Below are 14,600 nucleotides of genomic sequence, written 5' to 3'. Positions count from 1 at the left end.
AGGGCGTCCTCAGCCGCCGATGCCGTGCGGCTTGATCACGCCGGTGAAGATGCCCAGCACCACCAGCAGGATCAGCGCCACCGACAGGCCGATGCGCCAGGTCAGCGACTTCACCGTACGCTGGGTCTTGCCCTTGTCGACCATCATGTAATACAGGCCCGCGCCCAGGTTCCAGACGATCAGGATCAGGAAAGCGATGATGAGCAGCTTCTGCACGGCAGGCGTCCGTTGGTTGGCGATGCCGGCATTATCCGCCTGCGGAGGTTGCCCGAGGTGAAACGGCGCCTGCTGCTGAGCCTGCTCGGCCTGTGCCTGGTGCTGGGGTTTTCCGCCCTGGGGCGCTGGCAGCTGGGCCGCGAGCAGGTCAAGCGCGAGCAGCTCGCCGCCGCCGCCGCCGCGCTCGCCGCGCCGCCGCAGGCGCTGGCGCTGGCGGCGGGGCAGGGCGCGGGCATCCACCGCGTTGCCGGCCGCGCACGTTTCCTGGACACGCCGCGGCTGTGGCTGGACAACCAGCGCCGCGGCCCGCGGGTCGGCATGCGCCTGTACTGCGTGGCCCAGCCGGCATCGGGCCCCGCGCTGCTGGTGGACATGGGCTGGCTGCCGGTGGACGGCGCGCGTGCGCTGCCGGACGCGGACTGCCCGAGCGGCGAGCACGACCTGGCGGGCCTGCTGGTGCCGCCGCCGTCGGTGGGCCTGCGCCTGGGCCCCGGCCTGGTCGCGCAGGACGGCGACTGGCTGGCGATGCGCGTCGAGCCGGCGGCGGTATCGGCGGCCTGGTCGCTGCCGGCTGAGCTGGCGCCGCGCGTGCTGCGCCTGGATCCGGCGCTGCCGCTGGGCCATGAACGCGATCTTGAACTGCACGCCAATACACTGCCGCCGGAAAAACACCGCGGTTACGCCCTGCAGTGGTTCGGCCTCGCCGCGACCACCTTCGTCCTCATCCTCGTGCTCAACCTGCGCCGACGCCCATGACCGTTTCCCAGAAGACCCGCTCCCGCCTCACCCTGCTGCTGATCGCGGTGTTTTTCCTCGGCAGCTTCGGCATCGCCGCGGCGCTGTTCTTCGGCGGCTGGAAACCGAGCCAGACCCGCAACATCGGCGAGATGCTCGATCCCTACCCGGACCTGCGCGACCTGTCGCTGCGCCGCGCCGACGGCCAGGCCTGGGCCTGGCAGCCCGCCAACCGCCACTGGCACATCGTCGTCGCGCCGCCGGCCGACTGCGGCGCGCCCTGCGCGCAGCTGCTCGATGCGCTGCACCGGGTCTGGCTGTCGGAAGGCCGCCACGCCGACAAGGTCGAGGTGCTCTGGTTCGGCGAGCTGCCGCCGCGGGCGGTCCGGTTCCCCGGGCTGGTGCCGATGCAGGCCGATGCCGCGCTGCAGGCCAGACTGCCAGACCTGGCCACGCCGGAGTCGCTGCCGGTCTACCTGGCCGACCCGAACGGTTACCTCGTCCTGCGTTATCCCCCGGGCTTCAATCCTTCGGGACTGCGCAAGGACCTCGGACGTGTGGTGAAGTAGGCGCCCGATGAACAGCCCGCACCGTCATTACCATCGCCTCGCCTGGGCCGCTGTGCTGCTGGCCCTGGGCGTGATCGTGTTCGGCAGCTTCGTGCGTCTGTCCAATGCCGGCCTGAGCTGCCCGGACTGGCCGACCTGCTACGGCCAGGCCGCCTGGCCGACCCACGACCACGAGATCGCCGCCGCGAACGAGAGCTTCGAGCGCGCAGTCGAAGTGAGCAAGGCCTGGCGCGAACAATTCCACCGCCACATCGCCGCCGCGCTCGGTGTGCTGGTGCTGGTGCTGGCCCTGCTGGCCGTGCGCAAGCGCCGCCTGGGCGTGGCCAGCGTGCTGGTGGCCGCGGGCCTGGTGGCGCTGTCGATCCCGGTCTACATGGGCGTGGACGGGTTGTTCGCGTCCAACCACGTCGCCGCGATGGCGCTGTTCCTGGCGGCCGAGGCGATCCTGTTCGTGCAGGCGATGCGCTGGTCCAACGCCGACGGCGCGCGCCTGGGCACCCTGATCCTGATGGTGATCGTCTTCCAGGCCGTGCTGGGCATGTGGACGGTGATCTGGCTGGTGAAGCCCATCATCGTGATGGCCCACCTGCTGGGCGGCCTGCTGACGCTGTCGCTGCTGACCTGGCTGGCGTGGAAGAGCACGCCCGGCCCGGCCCTGGTGTTCGCCGAGGCGCCGCGCCTGCGCCGCCTGCTGTGGGTCGGCCTGGGCCTGCTGGTGGTGCAGATCGCGCTCGGCGGCTGGACCAGCGCCAACTACGCCGCGCTCGCCTGCGGCACCGACTTCCCGACCTGCCTGGGCCAGTGGTGGCCGGCGCAGGACTACCGCGAGGGCTTCGTGCTCTGGCGCGGCATCGGCGTGGACTACGAAGGCGGCGTGCTCGACGGCCCGGCCCGCGTCGCCATCCAGATGACGCACCGCATGATGGCCCTGCTGGTGGCCGGCCACCTGCTGGTGGTCGGCATCCGCATGGTGCGCACGCCGGGCCTGGTGTTCTGGGGCAGCGTGCTGCTGGGGCTGCTGACGGCGCAGGTCGCGCTGGGCATCAGCAACATCGTGCTCGGCCTGCCGCTGTGGGTCGCCACCGCGCACAACGCCGGCGCGGCCCTGCTGCTGTTCACCGTGGTGGGTCTGCTGGCGCGGCTGCGGGCGCCGGAATGAAGATTCCCTTCGCCGCCTACTGGGAACTGACCAAGCCGCGCGTCGTCGCGCTGATCGTGTTCACGGCGATCATCGGCATGTTCCTGGCGATCGAGCCGGGCGAAGCCTGGCCCTGGGAGCGCCTGGTGCTGGGCGCGATCGGCATCTGGCTGGCCGCGGCGTCGGCGGCGGCGATCAACCACCTGCTCGACCAGCGCATCGACACGCTGATGGCGCGCACGCAGCACCGGCCGCTTGCCGTGGGCTCGCTGCGTCCCGGCCAGGTGCTGGCCTTCGCGGTGGTGCTGGGCGCGATTTCCATGGCCCTGCTGGCCTGGCGCGTCAACGGCTTCACCGCCCTGCTGACCTTCGCCTCCCTGATCGGATACGCGGTCATCTACACCGGCTACCTCAAGCGCGCGACGCCGCAGAACATCGTCATCGGCGGCCTGGCCGGCGCCGCACCGCCGGCGCTGGGCTGGGCGGCGGTGGACGGTTTCGTCGCCCCCTGGGGCGTCGACCCCTATGCGCTGCTGCTGGTGCTGATCATCTTCGTGTGGACGCCGCCGCATTTCTGGGCGCTGGCGATCTTCCGCCGCGACGACTACGCCAAGGCGATGATCCCGATGCTGCCGGTGGTCTACGGCGTCACCTACACGCGCTGGCAGATCCTGTTCTACACGGTGCTGCTGCTGGTGGTGAGCGTGCTGCCCTTCGTCACCGGCATGAGCGGCGTGTTCTACCTGGGCGGCGCCCTGGTGCTGGGCGGCGTGTTCCTCTACTACGCCATCCGCCTGCTCAATCCCCCGGGCGAGCTGTACGCCATGCAGGTGTTCAACTACTCGATCATCTACCTGATGGCCTTGTTCGCCTTCCTGCTGGCCGACCACTGGCTGCTGCCGCAGGCGGCGGCGGTGGCGGCACCCGGGCTCGAGTTCGTCCGCGACTGAACGCCGGCTGGCGCACGTGCCGGCTCGGGGCTTGACTGTATCTTTTACAGGCGTAAATTCTGCCCCGAACCCAGGCAGGAGCCGCGCATGCCCCCCGTGACCATCAGTGAAGCCGAGAGCGTGGTCATGCGCGCCCTGTGGGCCGCCGGCGAAGCCACGGCCGAAGACCTGATCGCCAGCGTCGCCGGCCCCCAGGGCTGGGCCGAACCCACCGTGCGTACCCTGATCAACCGGCTGCTCAACAAGGGCGCGATCAGCGCCGAACGCGAGGGCCGCCGCTACCGCTACCGCCCCGAGCTCGCCCAGGCCGACTGGCGCGCCGAGGAATGCACCAGCCTGATCGACCGCCTCTACGACGGCCGGGTCGCGCCGCTGGTCGCGCATTTCAGCGAGCGCGGCCAGCTCAGTCCCGAGGACATCGCCGAGCTGCGCCGCCTGATCCAGGAGATCGACGATGGCCGCTGAGCTGGTCGCCTGGGGCCTGCGCTCGGCGCTGGCCGTGAGCATCGCCTTGGCGCTGGTGCTGGCGCTGCGGCCGCTCTGGCGCCGCGCCTGGGGCTCGGGCGCGGTGCTGTGGCTGTGGCTGCTGGTGCCGGCGGCGCTGCTGGCGACGATGCTGCCGCGCGGCAGCGTGCCCGGCCCCGCGCCTGCGGCGCGTGCCGTCGAGGCGCGCGTCATCGAGTCCCGCGTGCCCGGCGTCCGCGCGCTTTCCACCGCCGGACCGGCGGCCGCGGACCAGGCGGCGGCGACGGACACGAACCGGATCTCCGCCAGCGCGATCGCACTGGGGATCTGGATCGCCGGCGCGATGCTGATGGCCGGGCATTTCACCTGGCAGCAGGCGCGCTACCGTCGCCGCCTCGGGCGCCTGCATCGCGACGCGCGCGGCCACTACGTCAGCGAGCACAGCGATCTCGGGCCGGCGGTCCTGGGCGCGCTGCGTCCGCGCATCGTGCTGCCAGCCGACTTCGAGCAGCGCTACGAACCCCGCCACCGCGAGCTGGTGCTGGCGCATGAGCGGGTGCATCTGCGCCGCGGCGACCTGCAGGCCAACCTGGCGATGTGCCTGCTGCGCAGCCTGTACTGGTTCAACCCGCTGGTGCACCTGGCGGCCGCGCGCCTGCGCGTGGACCAGGAGCTGGCCTGCGATGCCGCGGTGCTCCGCCGCCACCCCCACGCGCGCCGCGACTATGCCGAGGCGATGCTCAGAACGCAGCTGGCCGATCTTGGACTGCCGGTCGGCTGCCATTGGCAGTCCAGCCAATCCTTGAAGTGGAGAATCACCATGATCAGACAACCCTTGCCGGGCCTGGCCCGGGCGCTGTTCGGCGCCGGGCTGGCGTTGTCGGCCGGTGCGGCGACCGCCGCCGCGGTGTGGCAGGCGCAGCCCGCGCGCATCGTCGTGCTGCCGCCGATGGCCGTCACCGCGCTGGCCAGCGCGCCGACCCTTGCGCCGATCACCGTCGCCGGTCCGGTGGCCCGCCTGGATCCGGTCGCCCGCCTGGCCCCGCTGCCCCGCGACGCCAACCGCGTCGCCGCAACGCGGGCGTACGTGGATGCCGGCCTGCAGCCCGTGGCGCCGGAACGCCGCGCCCGCGCCACCCTGGTCCCGGTGCCGGCCGAGGTGCCGACGGCTGCGGGGGCGCTCTACCAGGCGCCGATCCCGCTCGCCGGCAACGGTGCGCCGCGCTATCCGATGACGGCGCGGTCGCGCGATTTCCGCGGCCTCGACAGCGGCGTGGTGGAAGTCCGCGCCACCGTCGACGCCAGCGGCGTGGTGCAGGATGCCGCGGTGGTCAGCTCCCAGCTCGGCCGGGCCTTCGACATGGCCGCGCTGGAGTCGGTGCGCGAATGGCGCTTCTCGCCGGCGGTCGAAAACGGCCAGGCGGTTTCCGCCACGGTGCTGCTGCCGATCCGCTACACCCGCGAATCGCAGCGCCTGAGCCTGCTCGAGCATCCGCTGTCGCAGCAGCTGCAGACCGGACGTCTGCTGGTCTGGTGAACCGGCCGTGCCGGGCTCCTCCTCGCCCCGCGCGGGATCGCCGCGGGGCGGGGCGAAGTGGGGCCGGTAGCGCTCCGGATCAGTCCGCGATCAGGTGCTGCTGCCAGAACAGCACGCTGGCGGCGCCGAAGTAGTCGGTGTTGGTCTTCTTGCGGAAACCGTGGCCCTCGTCCTTGAGCAGCAGGTACCAGACCTCGCCGCCGTTGCCGCGCACCGCCTTCACGATCTGCTCGGCTTCGGTCCAGGGCACGCGCGGGTCGTTGTAGCCCTGGGCGACGAACAGCGGCCGGCTGATCCGGCCGGCGTTGTTGAGCGGCGCGATGCGATCGTGGAAGGCCTTGATCTCGGGGATGCGCTCGTCGCCGTATTCGGCGCGGCGCAGGTCGCGGCGATAGCTTTCGGTGTTCTTCAGGAAGGTGCCGAAGTCGGAGATGCCCACCACGTCGATGCCGGCGCGGATGCGGTCGTTGTAGTGCACCATGCTGGCCAGCACCATGTAGCCGCCGTAGCTGCCTCCCGCCACGCCGACGCGCTTGCCGTCGAGCTCGGGCTGGCGGCCTATCCAGTCGAGCAGGGCGCCGATGTCGCGCACCGAATCCTCGCGCTTGAGGCCGTTGTCGAGCTGCAGGTAGCCCTTGCCGTAGCCCGAAGAGCCGCGCACGTTCGGCACCAGCACCGCAACCTTCAGCTCCTCGACCAGGAACTGGATGCTCGGGTTGAACACCGGCAGCGCCTGCGATTCCGGGCCGCCGTGGATGTTGATCACCACCGGGAAGGGGCCGTCGCCGGCCGGGCGGTAGTAGAAGGCCGGGATCGTTCGGCGCTTGCCGTCGACCTCGTCGAAGGTCTCGTAGCGCACGAGCGTGGGCGCACGGAACTTCGCCGCGTCCAGGCCGCCGACTTCGCTCTGGGTCCAGCGGGTGAGCGTGGCGTCGGCCAGGGTGATCACGTAGACGTCGCTGGGGGAGGTGGCGCTGTTGAGCGTGACCGCCAGCTGCCGGCCGTCCGGCGAAAAACCGACATTGCCGATCACGCCGATCGGCAGCGTCGGCAGCGCGATCTCGCGATGGCCGGGGATCGTCAGCACGCGCAGCCGGCTGATGCCGTCCTCGTTGGCGACATAGGCCAGGTGCCGGCCGTCGCCGCTGATCTCGACGGTCTCGACGTCCCAGGGCACGCCGCCGCTGACCAGGGTCGGCGCGCCGCCGGCCGGGTCGTGGTGGCGCAGGGTCAGGAACTCGCGCTCCTCGTCGGAGACGAAGTACACGCTGCGGCCGTCGGGCGCGTACTTGAAGGCGTTGAAGGCGGCCTTGCCGCCGTCCACCGGGAACAGCTCGAGCTTGCCGGTCGCCAGGTCCAGCTCGCCCGGATAGGACTCGTTGATCGACACGTACTTCGTCACCAGCAGGCGCTTTCCGTCCGGCGAGAAGTCCATCGGCGTCCACAGCCCGCCTTCGGCCAGCACCTGGCGCGCCTGGCCGCTGGCCATGTCGCGCACCCACAGGTCGTAGTCGGTGCCGTTGCGCGCGGTGCTGGCCCAGGCCAGCTGGCGGCCGTCGCGCGACCACAGCGGCGTCGTGTTCTGGCTGCGCTTGCCGTCGGTGAACATCGTCGCCTCGCGCTTGTCCAGGTCGTACCAGAACAGCTGCCAGAACTCCGACCCGCCCACGTCCTTGCCGAACACGAAGCCCTTGCCGCCGGCGGCCGGCGCCGTGTCCACGGCATTGATCGGCTCGGGATAGAAAGTCAGCTGCTCGCGCATGCCCAGCGGCGTGCGCACCCGGTGGGCCTGGTTGGTTTCCCCGAAGCGCGTGCCGATGATCATGCTGCCGTCGTCGAGCCAGCCCGCAAAGGTGGCGCCGCGGGTGTTCTGGTAGCGGTTCAGGCGCTCGAGCAGTTCGGCCGGCACCGCCGGCACGTTTTCGGTGATGCGGTTGCCGACTTCCTCGCGCACGACGGCGGTGGGTTCGGCGGCGAAGGCCGGCGCGGCCAGCGCCAGCGACAGGCAGAGCAGGGTGGTGCGCATCGGAAGCTCCCCGGGGTTTGGTTCCGCGAGGATAGTCGCCGGCCGGTCGAGGGGATGTCTACTGAAATGGGGTCAGGTTCACTTCCGGCGGATCGGGGCGGGTGACTGAATCAGCCACGGAAGTGAACCTGAACCCGCTTCAGCGCGCGGCGTGCAGCTCGCGCAGCTCGGCCTTTTCGGGATCGCTCAGGCCGGACATGCCGACTTCGTTGATGCGCACCTGCAGCTCCTCGATGCGCTGCTGCCGCGTCTGCCTGTCCAGCTGCGCCAGCGCGTCGAGGAACTCGCTGCGCCAGGCCGCGACCTCGCCCGGAAAGGCCTGCGTGGCCAGCTTCTGCAGCGCCGCGCCTTCCTCGCGTTCGGCGAAATGTTCCAGCACCGCGCCGGTGGTGATGCCCGGCCGCGCGCGCGCCAGTTCGATCAGCTCCATCAGCAGCGCAATGCCCGGCTGGCGCAGCACGCCGAACTGATAGGGCGGCTCGATGGCATCGGCCAGCGCCGGCTGCTGCAGCAGCAGCGCGATCGCCGTGCGCACCAGGCTGCGCTTGGGCGCGGGCGCGCCGCTGCGGCCGCCGCGCATCGACGGCGTCGCTGCCGCCGCGGGCGCAGCTTCGGCGCGCTGTCCGACACCGGTCAGTTCGGTCAGACGCTGCTGCATCAGGTCGCGGAAGGCGCCGTCGGGAATGTTCGCCAGCAGCGGCTTCGCGCGCTCCGCCAGCCGCGCCTTGCCCTCCATGCCGGCCAGGTTCACATCCTTGGACAGCTCGTTGTAGAAGAATTCCGACAGCGGCGTGGCCTGTGCCAGGCGCGCGTCGAAGCCGCCGGCGCCTTCCTTGCGCACGATGGTGTCCGGGTCCTCGCCTTCGGGCAGGAACAGGAAAAACGCCTGGCGCCCGTCGCGCATGCGCGGCAGCACCGATTCGAGCGCCTTCCACGCGGCGCCGCGGCCTGCGCGGTCGCCGTCGAAGCAGAAGTACACGTCGGCAGCATTGCGGAACAGCAGCTCGGCATGGTCGGGCGTGGTCGCCGTGCCCAGCGTCGCGACGGCGGTGTTCACGCCGAACTGGAACAGCGCCACCACGTCCATGTAGCCCTCGACGACCACCAGCCGCGGGATCTTCGAATGCGCCTGCCGCACCTGCCACAGGCCGTAGAGCTCGCGGCCCTTGTGGAACAGCACGGTCTCGGGCGAGTTGAGGTACTTCGGCCCGTCGTCCTTCTCGAGCACGCGCCCGCCGAAAGCGATGACGCGGCCGCGGCGGTCGTGGATCGGGAACATCACCCGGTCGCGGAACTTGTCGTAGACGCGCCCGCTGTCGCTCTTGGACAGCATGCCGGTCTTGTCCAGCAGCGACAGCCGGCGCTCGTCGGTGCCCAGCGCATCCTTGAGCCCATTGAAGCCGTCCGGTGCGTAGCCGATGCCGAAACGCGCCTGGTTCTCGGCATCCACGCCGCGGCGCTCGAGGTAGGCGCGCGCCTTCTGGCTGCCCGTGAGCTGCTGCTGGAAAAACCGCGCCGCCGCCTCCAGCGCCGAATACAGTTCGCGCGATTCGCCGCTCTGGTTGCGCTGCTGGGTGTCGCGCGGCACTTCCAGGCCGCAGCGTTTGGCCAGCTCCTCGACCGCGTCGAGGAACTCGAGGCGGTCGTAGTTCATCAGGAAGCTGATGGCGGTGCCGTGCGCGCCGCAGCCGAAGCAGTGGTAGAACTGCTTGGTCGGCGACACGGTGAAGCTCGGCGAGCGTTCGTCGTGGAACGGACAGCGCGCCGAATACTCCCGTCCCTGCCGCTTGAGCGGCACGCGCGACCCCACCACCTCGACGATGTCCGTCCGGGCGAGCAGGTCGTCGATGAAGGCGTCGGGGATGCGGGCCATGGGTGTGCCTAGGATGCCATGCGGAAAGGCGCGGGCGCCTGATCGGTTCAGGCGAGCGGGTCGCCGCACGAGAGGTCGCTTTCCGGGGACGCCGTGAACCCATCCATGGGGGCTCTTCGAAAACGTCCATGTTTTCGAAGCCCCGGAAAGCGACCTCTCGCACGACGCCCCTGCCGGGAGTTCCGGAGGGGCGCCCGAAGGGCAGGGCGATCCGGAGTGTTGGTGATTTCAGCGAGAAGCGGCTTGGACAGCTGCCGAGGCTCGGGAGTGTCCCGAATGCCAGGACGCCCCACGAACGCTCAGGTCACGAGCTTTTCGCCTTTTCCTTGTCGATCACCGGCCCATAAACGTCACAGGCCGTCGCGCGAGGGGACTTTTCCGGGGTTTCGAAAACATGGACGTTTTCGAAAAGCCTACATGGACGTATTCACGGCGTCCCCGGGAAAGTCCCCTCGTGCGGCGGCCTATCGCGGCGAACGATCCTGGCACCAGACCGCGTGCGGCGGCCTATCGCCGCGAACGATCCCGGCACCAGACCGCATCCAGCGGCCTATCGCCGCAAACGATCCCGGCAAAAGAAACCCTCAGCCCGCGAGCTTCTTCTTGACGAGCTGCGACACCAGACCCATGTCGGCCTGCCCGGCGAGCCTCGGCTTGAGCACGGCCATCAGCTTGCCCATGTCCGACGGACCGGAAGCACCGGTCTCCGCCACGGCCGCATCGATGGCCGCCTGCACCGAGGCCTCGTCCATCTTGGCCGGCAGGTAGGTGTCGAGGATGCCCAGCTCGTAGCGCTCGATCGAGGCCAGGTCGTCGCGGCCCGCGGCGTCGTACTGCGTGATCGACTCCTTGCGCTGCTTGACCATCTTCTCGATCACCGCCAGCACCAGCGCATCGGTCATCTCGACCCGCTCGTCCACTTCCTTCTGCTTGATCGCCGCGTTGATCAGACGGATGACGCCCAGGCGATCCTTCTCGCCGGCCTTCATCGCGGTCTTCATGTCTTCGGTCAGCTGGGCTTTGAGGGTCATGGAATCACTCCTGGAAGGGGAACACCGGGACCGGGATCACCGGGCCCCAGAAACACGAAAAGCCGGCGACGCGCGAGCGTGCCGGCTTTCCGGAAAGCGAAGCAGCTCAGTACAGGCGCTGGCGCTTGGTTACGTCGCGCGAGCTGCGGCGCAGCTGGCGCTTCACCGCGGCGGCGGCCTTGCGCTTGCGCTCCTGGGTCGGCTTCTCGTAGAACTCGCGCTTGCGGGTCTCGGCGAGGACGCCGGCCTTTTCGCAGGTGCGCTTGAAGCGACGCAGCGCAAACTCAAACGGCTCGTTTTCGCGGACTTTGACAGACGGCATGTGGAATTCCTGGATACGTGGATTTCGTCCGGCACGGCCGGCGAGCCGCGTATGATACGCGGGCTCCCCCGGCACAGGCAAGCCTGAGCCCGGATTTTCCCTTGAATCAGGCCCTTTGGCCCCAAGAAACAAGCACATGCGCGTCCTGGGCATCGAAACCAGTTGCGATGAAACCGGCGTGGCGGTGTACGACACCGACCGCGGCCTGCTGGCGCACGCCCTCTACAGCCAGATTGCCCTGCACGCCGAATACGGCGGCGTGGTGCCCGAACTGGCCAGCCGCGACCACGTCCGCAAGCTCCTGCCCCTGGCCCGCCAGACCCTGGCCGAGGCCGGCCTGGGCGTGGCCGACCTCGACGGCGTGGCCTACACCGCCGGCCCGGGCCTGGTCGGGGCCCTGATGGTGGGCGCGGCCGCGGGCCGGGCCCTGGCCTGGGCCCTGGACGTGCCGGCGATCGGCGTGCACCACATGGAAGGCCACCTGCTGGCGCCCTTGCTCGAGGATCCGGGCCTGAAGCCGCCCTTCGTGGCCCTGCTGGTCTCCGGCGGCCATACCCAGCTGGTCGAGGTGGCCGCCATCGGCGACTACCGCCTGCTGGGCGAAACCCTGGACGACGCGGCCGGCGAGGCCTTCGACAAGACCGCCAAGCTGATGGGCCTGCCGTACCCCGGCGGCCCCGAGCTGGCCAGCCTGGCCGAGTCCGGCCGCCCCGGGCTGTTCAAGTTCTCCCGGCCCATGACCGACCGGCCCGGCCTGGACTTCAGCTTTTCGGGCCTCAAGACCCAGGTGCTGCTGGCCTGGCAGGCCTCGGACCAGACGCCGGAGACCCGGGCCGACATCGCCCGCGGTTTCGAGGACGCGGTGGTCGAGACCCTGGCGATCAAGTGCGACCGCGCCCTGCAGCAGACCGGCGCCCGCACCCTGGTCGTGGCCGGCGGCGTCGGTGCCAATACCCGCCTGCGCGCGCGGCTGCAGCAGCTGGCCGGCAAGCGCGGCGCCCGGGTCTGCTTCCCGCGCCCGGCCTTCTGCACCGACAACGGCGCCATGATCGCCTTCGCCGGCGCGCTGCGGCTGATGGCCGGCCAGCACGCCGACGCCACCGTCACCGTGGCGCCACGCTGGGACATGGCAAGCTTGCCGGCGGTCTGACACGGAGTTCGCATGGACAAGGTTTTCATCGAGGCGCTCGAGATCGAGTGCGTGATCGGCATCTACGACTGGGAGCGCAAGATCAGGCAGCCGGTCGTGCTCGACATCGAGATGGCGTTCGACAACCGCAAGCCCGCCGCCACCGACAACATCGAAGACACGCTGGACTACAAGGCGGTGAGCAAGCGCCTGATCCAGTTCGTGTCCGAATCGAGCTTCGGCCTGGTCGAGACCCTGGCCGAACGCTGCGCCGAAATCATCACCGGCGAGTTCGGCGTGCAGCATGTGCGCATCAGGCTGAGCAAACCCGGCGCGGTGCGCGGCTCCAGGGCCGTGGGCGTGATCATCGAGCGCACGCGCCCGGCATGAGCACGGCCTGGCTGAGTCTGGGCAGCAACGTCGAACCGGAGCGGCACCTGCGCGCCGCCGCCACCGCGCTGCGCGATCGTTTCGGCGCCGTGCGCTTTTCGCCGGTCTACCGCACGCCGGCGGTCGGGTTCGACGGTCCGGACTTCCTCAACGCCGCCGCCGCGCTCGAGACCGACCTGGACCCGTTCGCGCTCAACGACTGGCTGCACGCGCTGGAAGACGCGCAGGGCCGCGACCGCAGCGGTCCGCGTTTTTCCAGCCGCACGCTCGACCTGGACATCGTGCTGTTCGACGACCTTGTGCTCGACGGGCCCGGCCACCTGCAGCTCCCGCGCCGGGAACTGCAGCACGCCTTCGTGCTCAAGCCGCTGTACGACCTGGCCCCCGGTTTGCGGCTGCCGACCACTGGCGAGTCGCTGGCCGAACTCTGGGTCGCCCACGCCGGCGAGGGCCTACGGCTGGACGGGTTGGTCCTGGGATGAGGTGGAGCAGCGCGCCGGTGCCGGCGTGCTGCGGAAATCGTGGTTCATGCGCCGCACGGGATCCAGCAGCGGGCCGGGCCTGCCGTCGAGGTCGTAGAGGCCGCCGTACTGCACGTGGTCGAACAGCTGCACACTGCGCAGCGAGAGTTCGCCGCGCTGCAGCTGCAGCGAGAATGCGAGTCCCTGGGCGTCGGGCGCGGGCGTGATGTCGGCGCAGCGGTTCTGGCGTCCCGCGCCTTCGAAGTCCAGCGTCACGGTCGCGCCGCCCGCGCGCGCGGCCAGGCGTCCGGGCGCACGCACGTCGGCCTCGACGCAGACCCGGTCCGGCAGGGCATCGCCAGCCACCGGCAGGCGGCCGTGGCGCGGCGGCACCTGCTGGGACAGGCGGTCGCCGGGGGCGAGGCGCAGTTGGAAGTCGCCGCTGGCGAGGATCTCCAGCGCGTCTTCCGGCCGGCCGGCGGCGCGCTCCAGCGTCCAGGCGTCCAGACCGTAGCCGAAGGCGGGGTTGTGCAGCGGATTTTCGGCATAGTCGCGCGCGGTCCACAGGCCGTAGCCGGCAACGCCGCCGGCCTGCATCACGCATACCGCGCGATGCAGGAAGGCCGCGGTTTCGTGGGGGCGAAGCACGGCGTTGTGGCCGTGGCCTGGCGTGTTGTCGACGAAATTGAACTGATCGATGAAGAGGCGGCGGCCGCCGCTCTTGGCCTGTGCTTCCGCCAGCATCACGGCCAGAAGCGACAGGCTCTTCTCCGCCGGCAGCTGCTCGCCCTGGTTGAGCGCACCCCAGAACGGGGCCCAGTACACCGTCACGGGGTGGCCTTCCGGCAGGCGGAACATCCCGTCGTGCGCCAGCCACTCGGCCACGACCGGTTTGCCGTCGGGGCCGGTTTCGTAGCGCGGCTCGCGGTCGACGCGCACTTCGTAGGAAAGGTTGGGGAACTGGCCGCGCGCCGGCGCGTACAGCTTCTCGATCACCAGCCAGTCCCAGAAGCCGTGGAAACGCGCGGCATCGGACATCGGGTCGGGCAGGGCGCCGGCGGCCGGCGCCGGCGGCGCCAGCGTCGCCAGGTACTCGGCGTAGTCGGCACGCACGCTTTCGTCGAGACGGCGCAGCCACTGGTCTTCCCAGCTCATGAAGGCCATGACCACGCCCGGATGCCCGGCGATCTCGTCCGACACTCGCGTCAGGAACTGCCGGTAGGCGTCGCGATGCCCGGGGTCGTTCATCAGCAGCTGCTGGCGTTCGCCGGAGTCGCCGGCCTCCGGGTGGAAGCTCCAGGCGTAACCCAGGCGCAGCATCACCTTCAGGCCGTTGGCCTGCGCTCGGTCGAGCAGGAAACGCAGCCGCTCGAAGGCGCGCTCGTCGTAGCGGCAGCAGGGCGTGGGCACCGGCTGGAAATCGCCCCAGGACACCAGCAGCACCACGGTGTCGAAACCGTCGTCGGCAAGTCGGCGGAAATCCTCGTCCACGTGCTCGCGACGAAAGCCGGACAGGAAGTTCTTCGGCCACTGGCGGCCGAACCAGTGCGCGGCGACGCGGCCTTCCACCGCGCTGGCCGGCGGTGACGGCACTGCCGCTGCTGGCGCGGTGCTCTCCGGGGCAGGTGGCGGACGGCAACCCGCGACCACGAACAGGGCCAGCAGCACGGCGAGGGTGCGGGACGAAGGCGGCATCCGGGTTCCAGGCGGAAGTGTGGCGGCATTATAGGCGGCGCTCCCGGGGTGACGACCGGCGCT

The 14,600-nt window shown here is 70.4% G+C and carries 15 protein-coding genes; 9 read left to right on the top strand and 6 right to left on the bottom strand.

Features of this window, described 5'->3' with window-relative positions:
• Nucleotides 1–9: 9 nt before the first annotated feature.
• A complete protein-coding gene (locus E1B00_RS15810) occupies nucleotides 10–240 on the bottom strand; it encodes a twin transmembrane helix small protein (RefSeq protein ID WP_246048619.1) in 231 nt (76 codons plus the stop codon).
• 33 nt (nucleotides 241–273) lie between these two features.
• Between E1B00_RS15810 and E1B00_RS15805 the strand changes: the two genes are divergently transcribed.
• The 6 genes from E1B00_RS15805 (at nucleotide 274) to E1B00_RS08470 (ending at nucleotide 5,610) form a co-directional block, all read left to right on the top strand.
• Nucleotides 274–972 (top strand): SURF1 family protein, encoded by a 699-nt coding sequence (locus tag E1B00_RS15805; protein WP_246048534.1) that lies wholly within the window; start codon nucleotides 274–276, stop codon nucleotides 970–972.
• Entirely contained in the window at nucleotides 969–1,520 is a 552-nt protein-coding gene (locus E1B00_RS08490; RefSeq protein WP_139447547.1) for a hypothetical protein, read from the top strand. The genes E1B00_RS15805 and E1B00_RS08490 overlap by 4 nt, the downstream gene beginning before the upstream one ends.
• Before the next feature lie 7 nt (nucleotides 1,521–1,527).
• Nucleotides 1,528–2,679, top strand: a complete 1,152-nt coding sequence (locus tag E1B00_RS08485) for a COX15/CtaA family protein (RefSeq protein WP_139447545.1) — start codon at nucleotides 1,528–1,530, stop codon at nucleotides 2,677–2,679.
• Complete coding sequence (gene cyoE / locus E1B00_RS08480; protein WP_139447543.1) at nucleotides 2,676–3,608, top strand: heme o synthase; 933 nt, start codon at nucleotides 2,676–2,678, stop codon at nucleotides 3,606–3,608. Before E1B00_RS08485 ends, cyoE begins: the two co-directional genes overlap by 4 nt.
• A gap of 96 nt (nucleotides 3,609–3,704) precedes the next feature.
• Nucleotides 3,705–4,073, top strand: a complete 369-nt coding sequence (locus E1B00_RS08475) for a BlaI/MecI/CopY family transcriptional regulator (RefSeq protein WP_139447808.1) — start codon at nucleotides 3,705–3,707, stop codon at nucleotides 4,071–4,073.
• The gene (locus E1B00_RS08470) at nucleotides 4,063–5,610 is read left to right on the top strand and encodes a TonB family protein (RefSeq protein WP_139447541.1); all 1,548 of its coding nucleotides are present in this window, start codon (nucleotides 4,063–4,065) and stop codon (nucleotides 5,608–5,610) included. Before E1B00_RS08475 ends, E1B00_RS08470 begins: the two co-directional genes overlap by 11 nt.
• A gap of 79 nt (nucleotides 5,611–5,689) precedes the next feature.
• Here the strand turns inward: E1B00_RS08470 and E1B00_RS08465 are convergent, their stop codons facing one another.
• The 4 genes from E1B00_RS08465 to rpsU form a co-directional block, all read right to left on the bottom strand.
• Nucleotides 5,690–7,636, bottom strand: coding sequence for a S9 family peptidase (locus tag E1B00_RS08465; RefSeq protein WP_139447539.1), 1,947 nt, complete (start codon nucleotides 7,634–7,636; stop codon nucleotides 5,690–5,692).
• 139 nt (nucleotides 7,637–7,775) lie between these two features.
• Nucleotides 7,776–9,509 carry a DNA primase gene (gene dnaG / locus E1B00_RS08460; RefSeq protein ID WP_139447537.1) on the bottom strand — a complete coding sequence of 578 codons (1,734 nt, stop codon included), beginning with the start codon at nucleotides 9,507–9,509 and terminating at the stop codon, nucleotides 7,776–7,778.
• Nucleotides 9,510–10,093: 584 nt separating this feature from the next.
• A complete protein-coding gene (locus E1B00_RS08455) occupies nucleotides 10,094–10,540 on the bottom strand; it encodes a GatB/YqeY domain-containing protein (RefSeq protein ID WP_139447534.1) in 447 nt (148 codons plus the stop codon).
• 106 nt (nucleotides 10,541–10,646) lie between these two features.
• The gene (gene rpsU, locus E1B00_RS08450; protein WP_002808376.1) at nucleotides 10,647–10,862 is read right to left on the bottom strand and encodes a 30S ribosomal protein S21; all 216 of its coding nucleotides are present in this window, start codon (nucleotides 10,860–10,862) and stop codon (nucleotides 10,647–10,649) included.
• Between the two features lie 136 nt (nucleotides 10,863–10,998).
• On the opposite strand from rpsU, the gene tsaD reads away from it, so the two are divergent.
• From tsaD to folK, 3 genes are read left to right on the top strand one after another with little or no spacing between them, the layout of a single operon-like run.
• The gene (gene tsaD, locus E1B00_RS08445) at nucleotides 10,999–12,012 is read left to right on the top strand and encodes a tRNA (adenosine(37)-N6)-threonylcarbamoyltransferase complex transferase subunit TsaD (protein WP_139447532.1); all 1,014 of its coding nucleotides are present in this window, start codon (nucleotides 10,999–11,001) and stop codon (nucleotides 12,010–12,012) included.
• Nucleotides 12,013–12,024: 12 nt separating this feature from the next.
• Nucleotides 12,025–12,381: a dihydroneopterin aldolase gene (folB, locus tag E1B00_RS08440; RefSeq protein ID WP_139447530.1), complete on the top strand. Its 357-nt coding sequence runs from the start codon at nucleotides 12,025–12,027 to the stop codon at nucleotides 12,379–12,381.
• Nucleotides 12,378–12,863 (top strand): 2-amino-4-hydroxy-6-hydroxymethyldihydropteridine diphosphokinase, encoded by a 486-nt coding sequence (gene folK, locus E1B00_RS08435; RefSeq protein WP_139447528.1) that lies wholly within the window; start codon nucleotides 12,378–12,380, stop codon nucleotides 12,861–12,863. Before folB ends, folK begins: the two co-directional genes overlap by 4 nt.
• On the opposite strand, the gene E1B00_RS08430 is transcribed toward folK, so the two are convergent.
• Complete coding sequence (locus tag E1B00_RS08430; protein ID WP_139447526.1) at nucleotides 12,834–14,537, bottom strand: hypothetical protein; 1,704 nt, start codon at nucleotides 14,535–14,537, stop codon at nucleotides 12,834–12,836. The two genes, folK and E1B00_RS08430, sit on opposite strands and share 30 nt — an antisense overlap.
• Between the last annotated feature and the right edge of the window lie 63 nt (nucleotides 14,538–14,600).

The organism is Arenimonas terrae, from assembly GCF_006265115.1.
GTDB lineage: Bacteria > Pseudomonadota > Gammaproteobacteria > Xanthomonadales > Xanthomonadaceae > Arenimonas > Arenimonas terrae.
This window is presented reverse-complemented; position numbering and strand designations above follow the sequence as displayed.

Bases quoted from the DNA above. Each gene is read 5' to 3' on its own strand.
- E1B00_RS08455 (WP_139447534.1), bottom strand. From the start codon at position 10,540: ATGACCCTCAAAGCCCAGCTGACCGAAGACATGAAGACCGCGATGAAG.
- E1B00_RS08470 (WP_139447541.1), top strand. From the start codon at position 4,063: ATGGCCGCTGAGCTGGTCGCCTGGGGCCTGCGCTCGGCGCTGGCCGTG.
- E1B00_RS08490 (WP_139447547.1), top strand. From the start codon at position 969: ATGACCGTTTCCCAGAAGACCCGCTCCCGCCTCACCCTGCTGCTGATC.
- E1B00_RS08430 (WP_139447526.1), bottom strand. From the start codon at position 14,537: ATGCCGCCTTCGTCCCGCACCCTCGCCGTGCTGCTGGCCCTGTTCGTG.
- dnaG (WP_139447537.1), bottom strand. From the start codon at position 9,509: ATGGCCCGCATCCCCGACGCCTTCATCGACGACCTGCTCGCCCGGACG.
- E1B00_RS08465 (WP_139447539.1), bottom strand. From the start codon at position 7,636: ATGCGCACCACCCTGCTCTGCCTGTCGCTGGCGCTGGCCGCGCCGGCC.
- rpsU (WP_002808376.1), bottom strand. From the start codon at position 10,862: ATGCCGTCTGTCAAAGTCCGCGAAAACGAGCCGTTTGAGTTTGCGCTG.
- folB (WP_139447530.1), top strand. From the start codon at position 12,025: ATGGACAAGGTTTTCATCGAGGCGCTCGAGATCGAGTGCGTGATCGGC.
- folK (WP_139447528.1), top strand. From the start codon at position 12,378: ATGAGCACGGCCTGGCTGAGTCTGGGCAGCAACGTCGAACCGGAGCGG.
- cyoE (WP_139447543.1), top strand. From the start codon at position 2,676: ATGAAGATTCCCTTCGCCGCCTACTGGGAACTGACCAAGCCGCGCGTC.
- E1B00_RS08485 (WP_139447545.1), top strand. From the start codon at position 1,528: ATGAACAGCCCGCACCGTCATTACCATCGCCTCGCCTGGGCCGCTGTG.
- tsaD (WP_139447532.1), top strand. From the start codon at position 10,999: ATGCGCGTCCTGGGCATCGAAACCAGTTGCGATGAAACCGGCGTGGCG.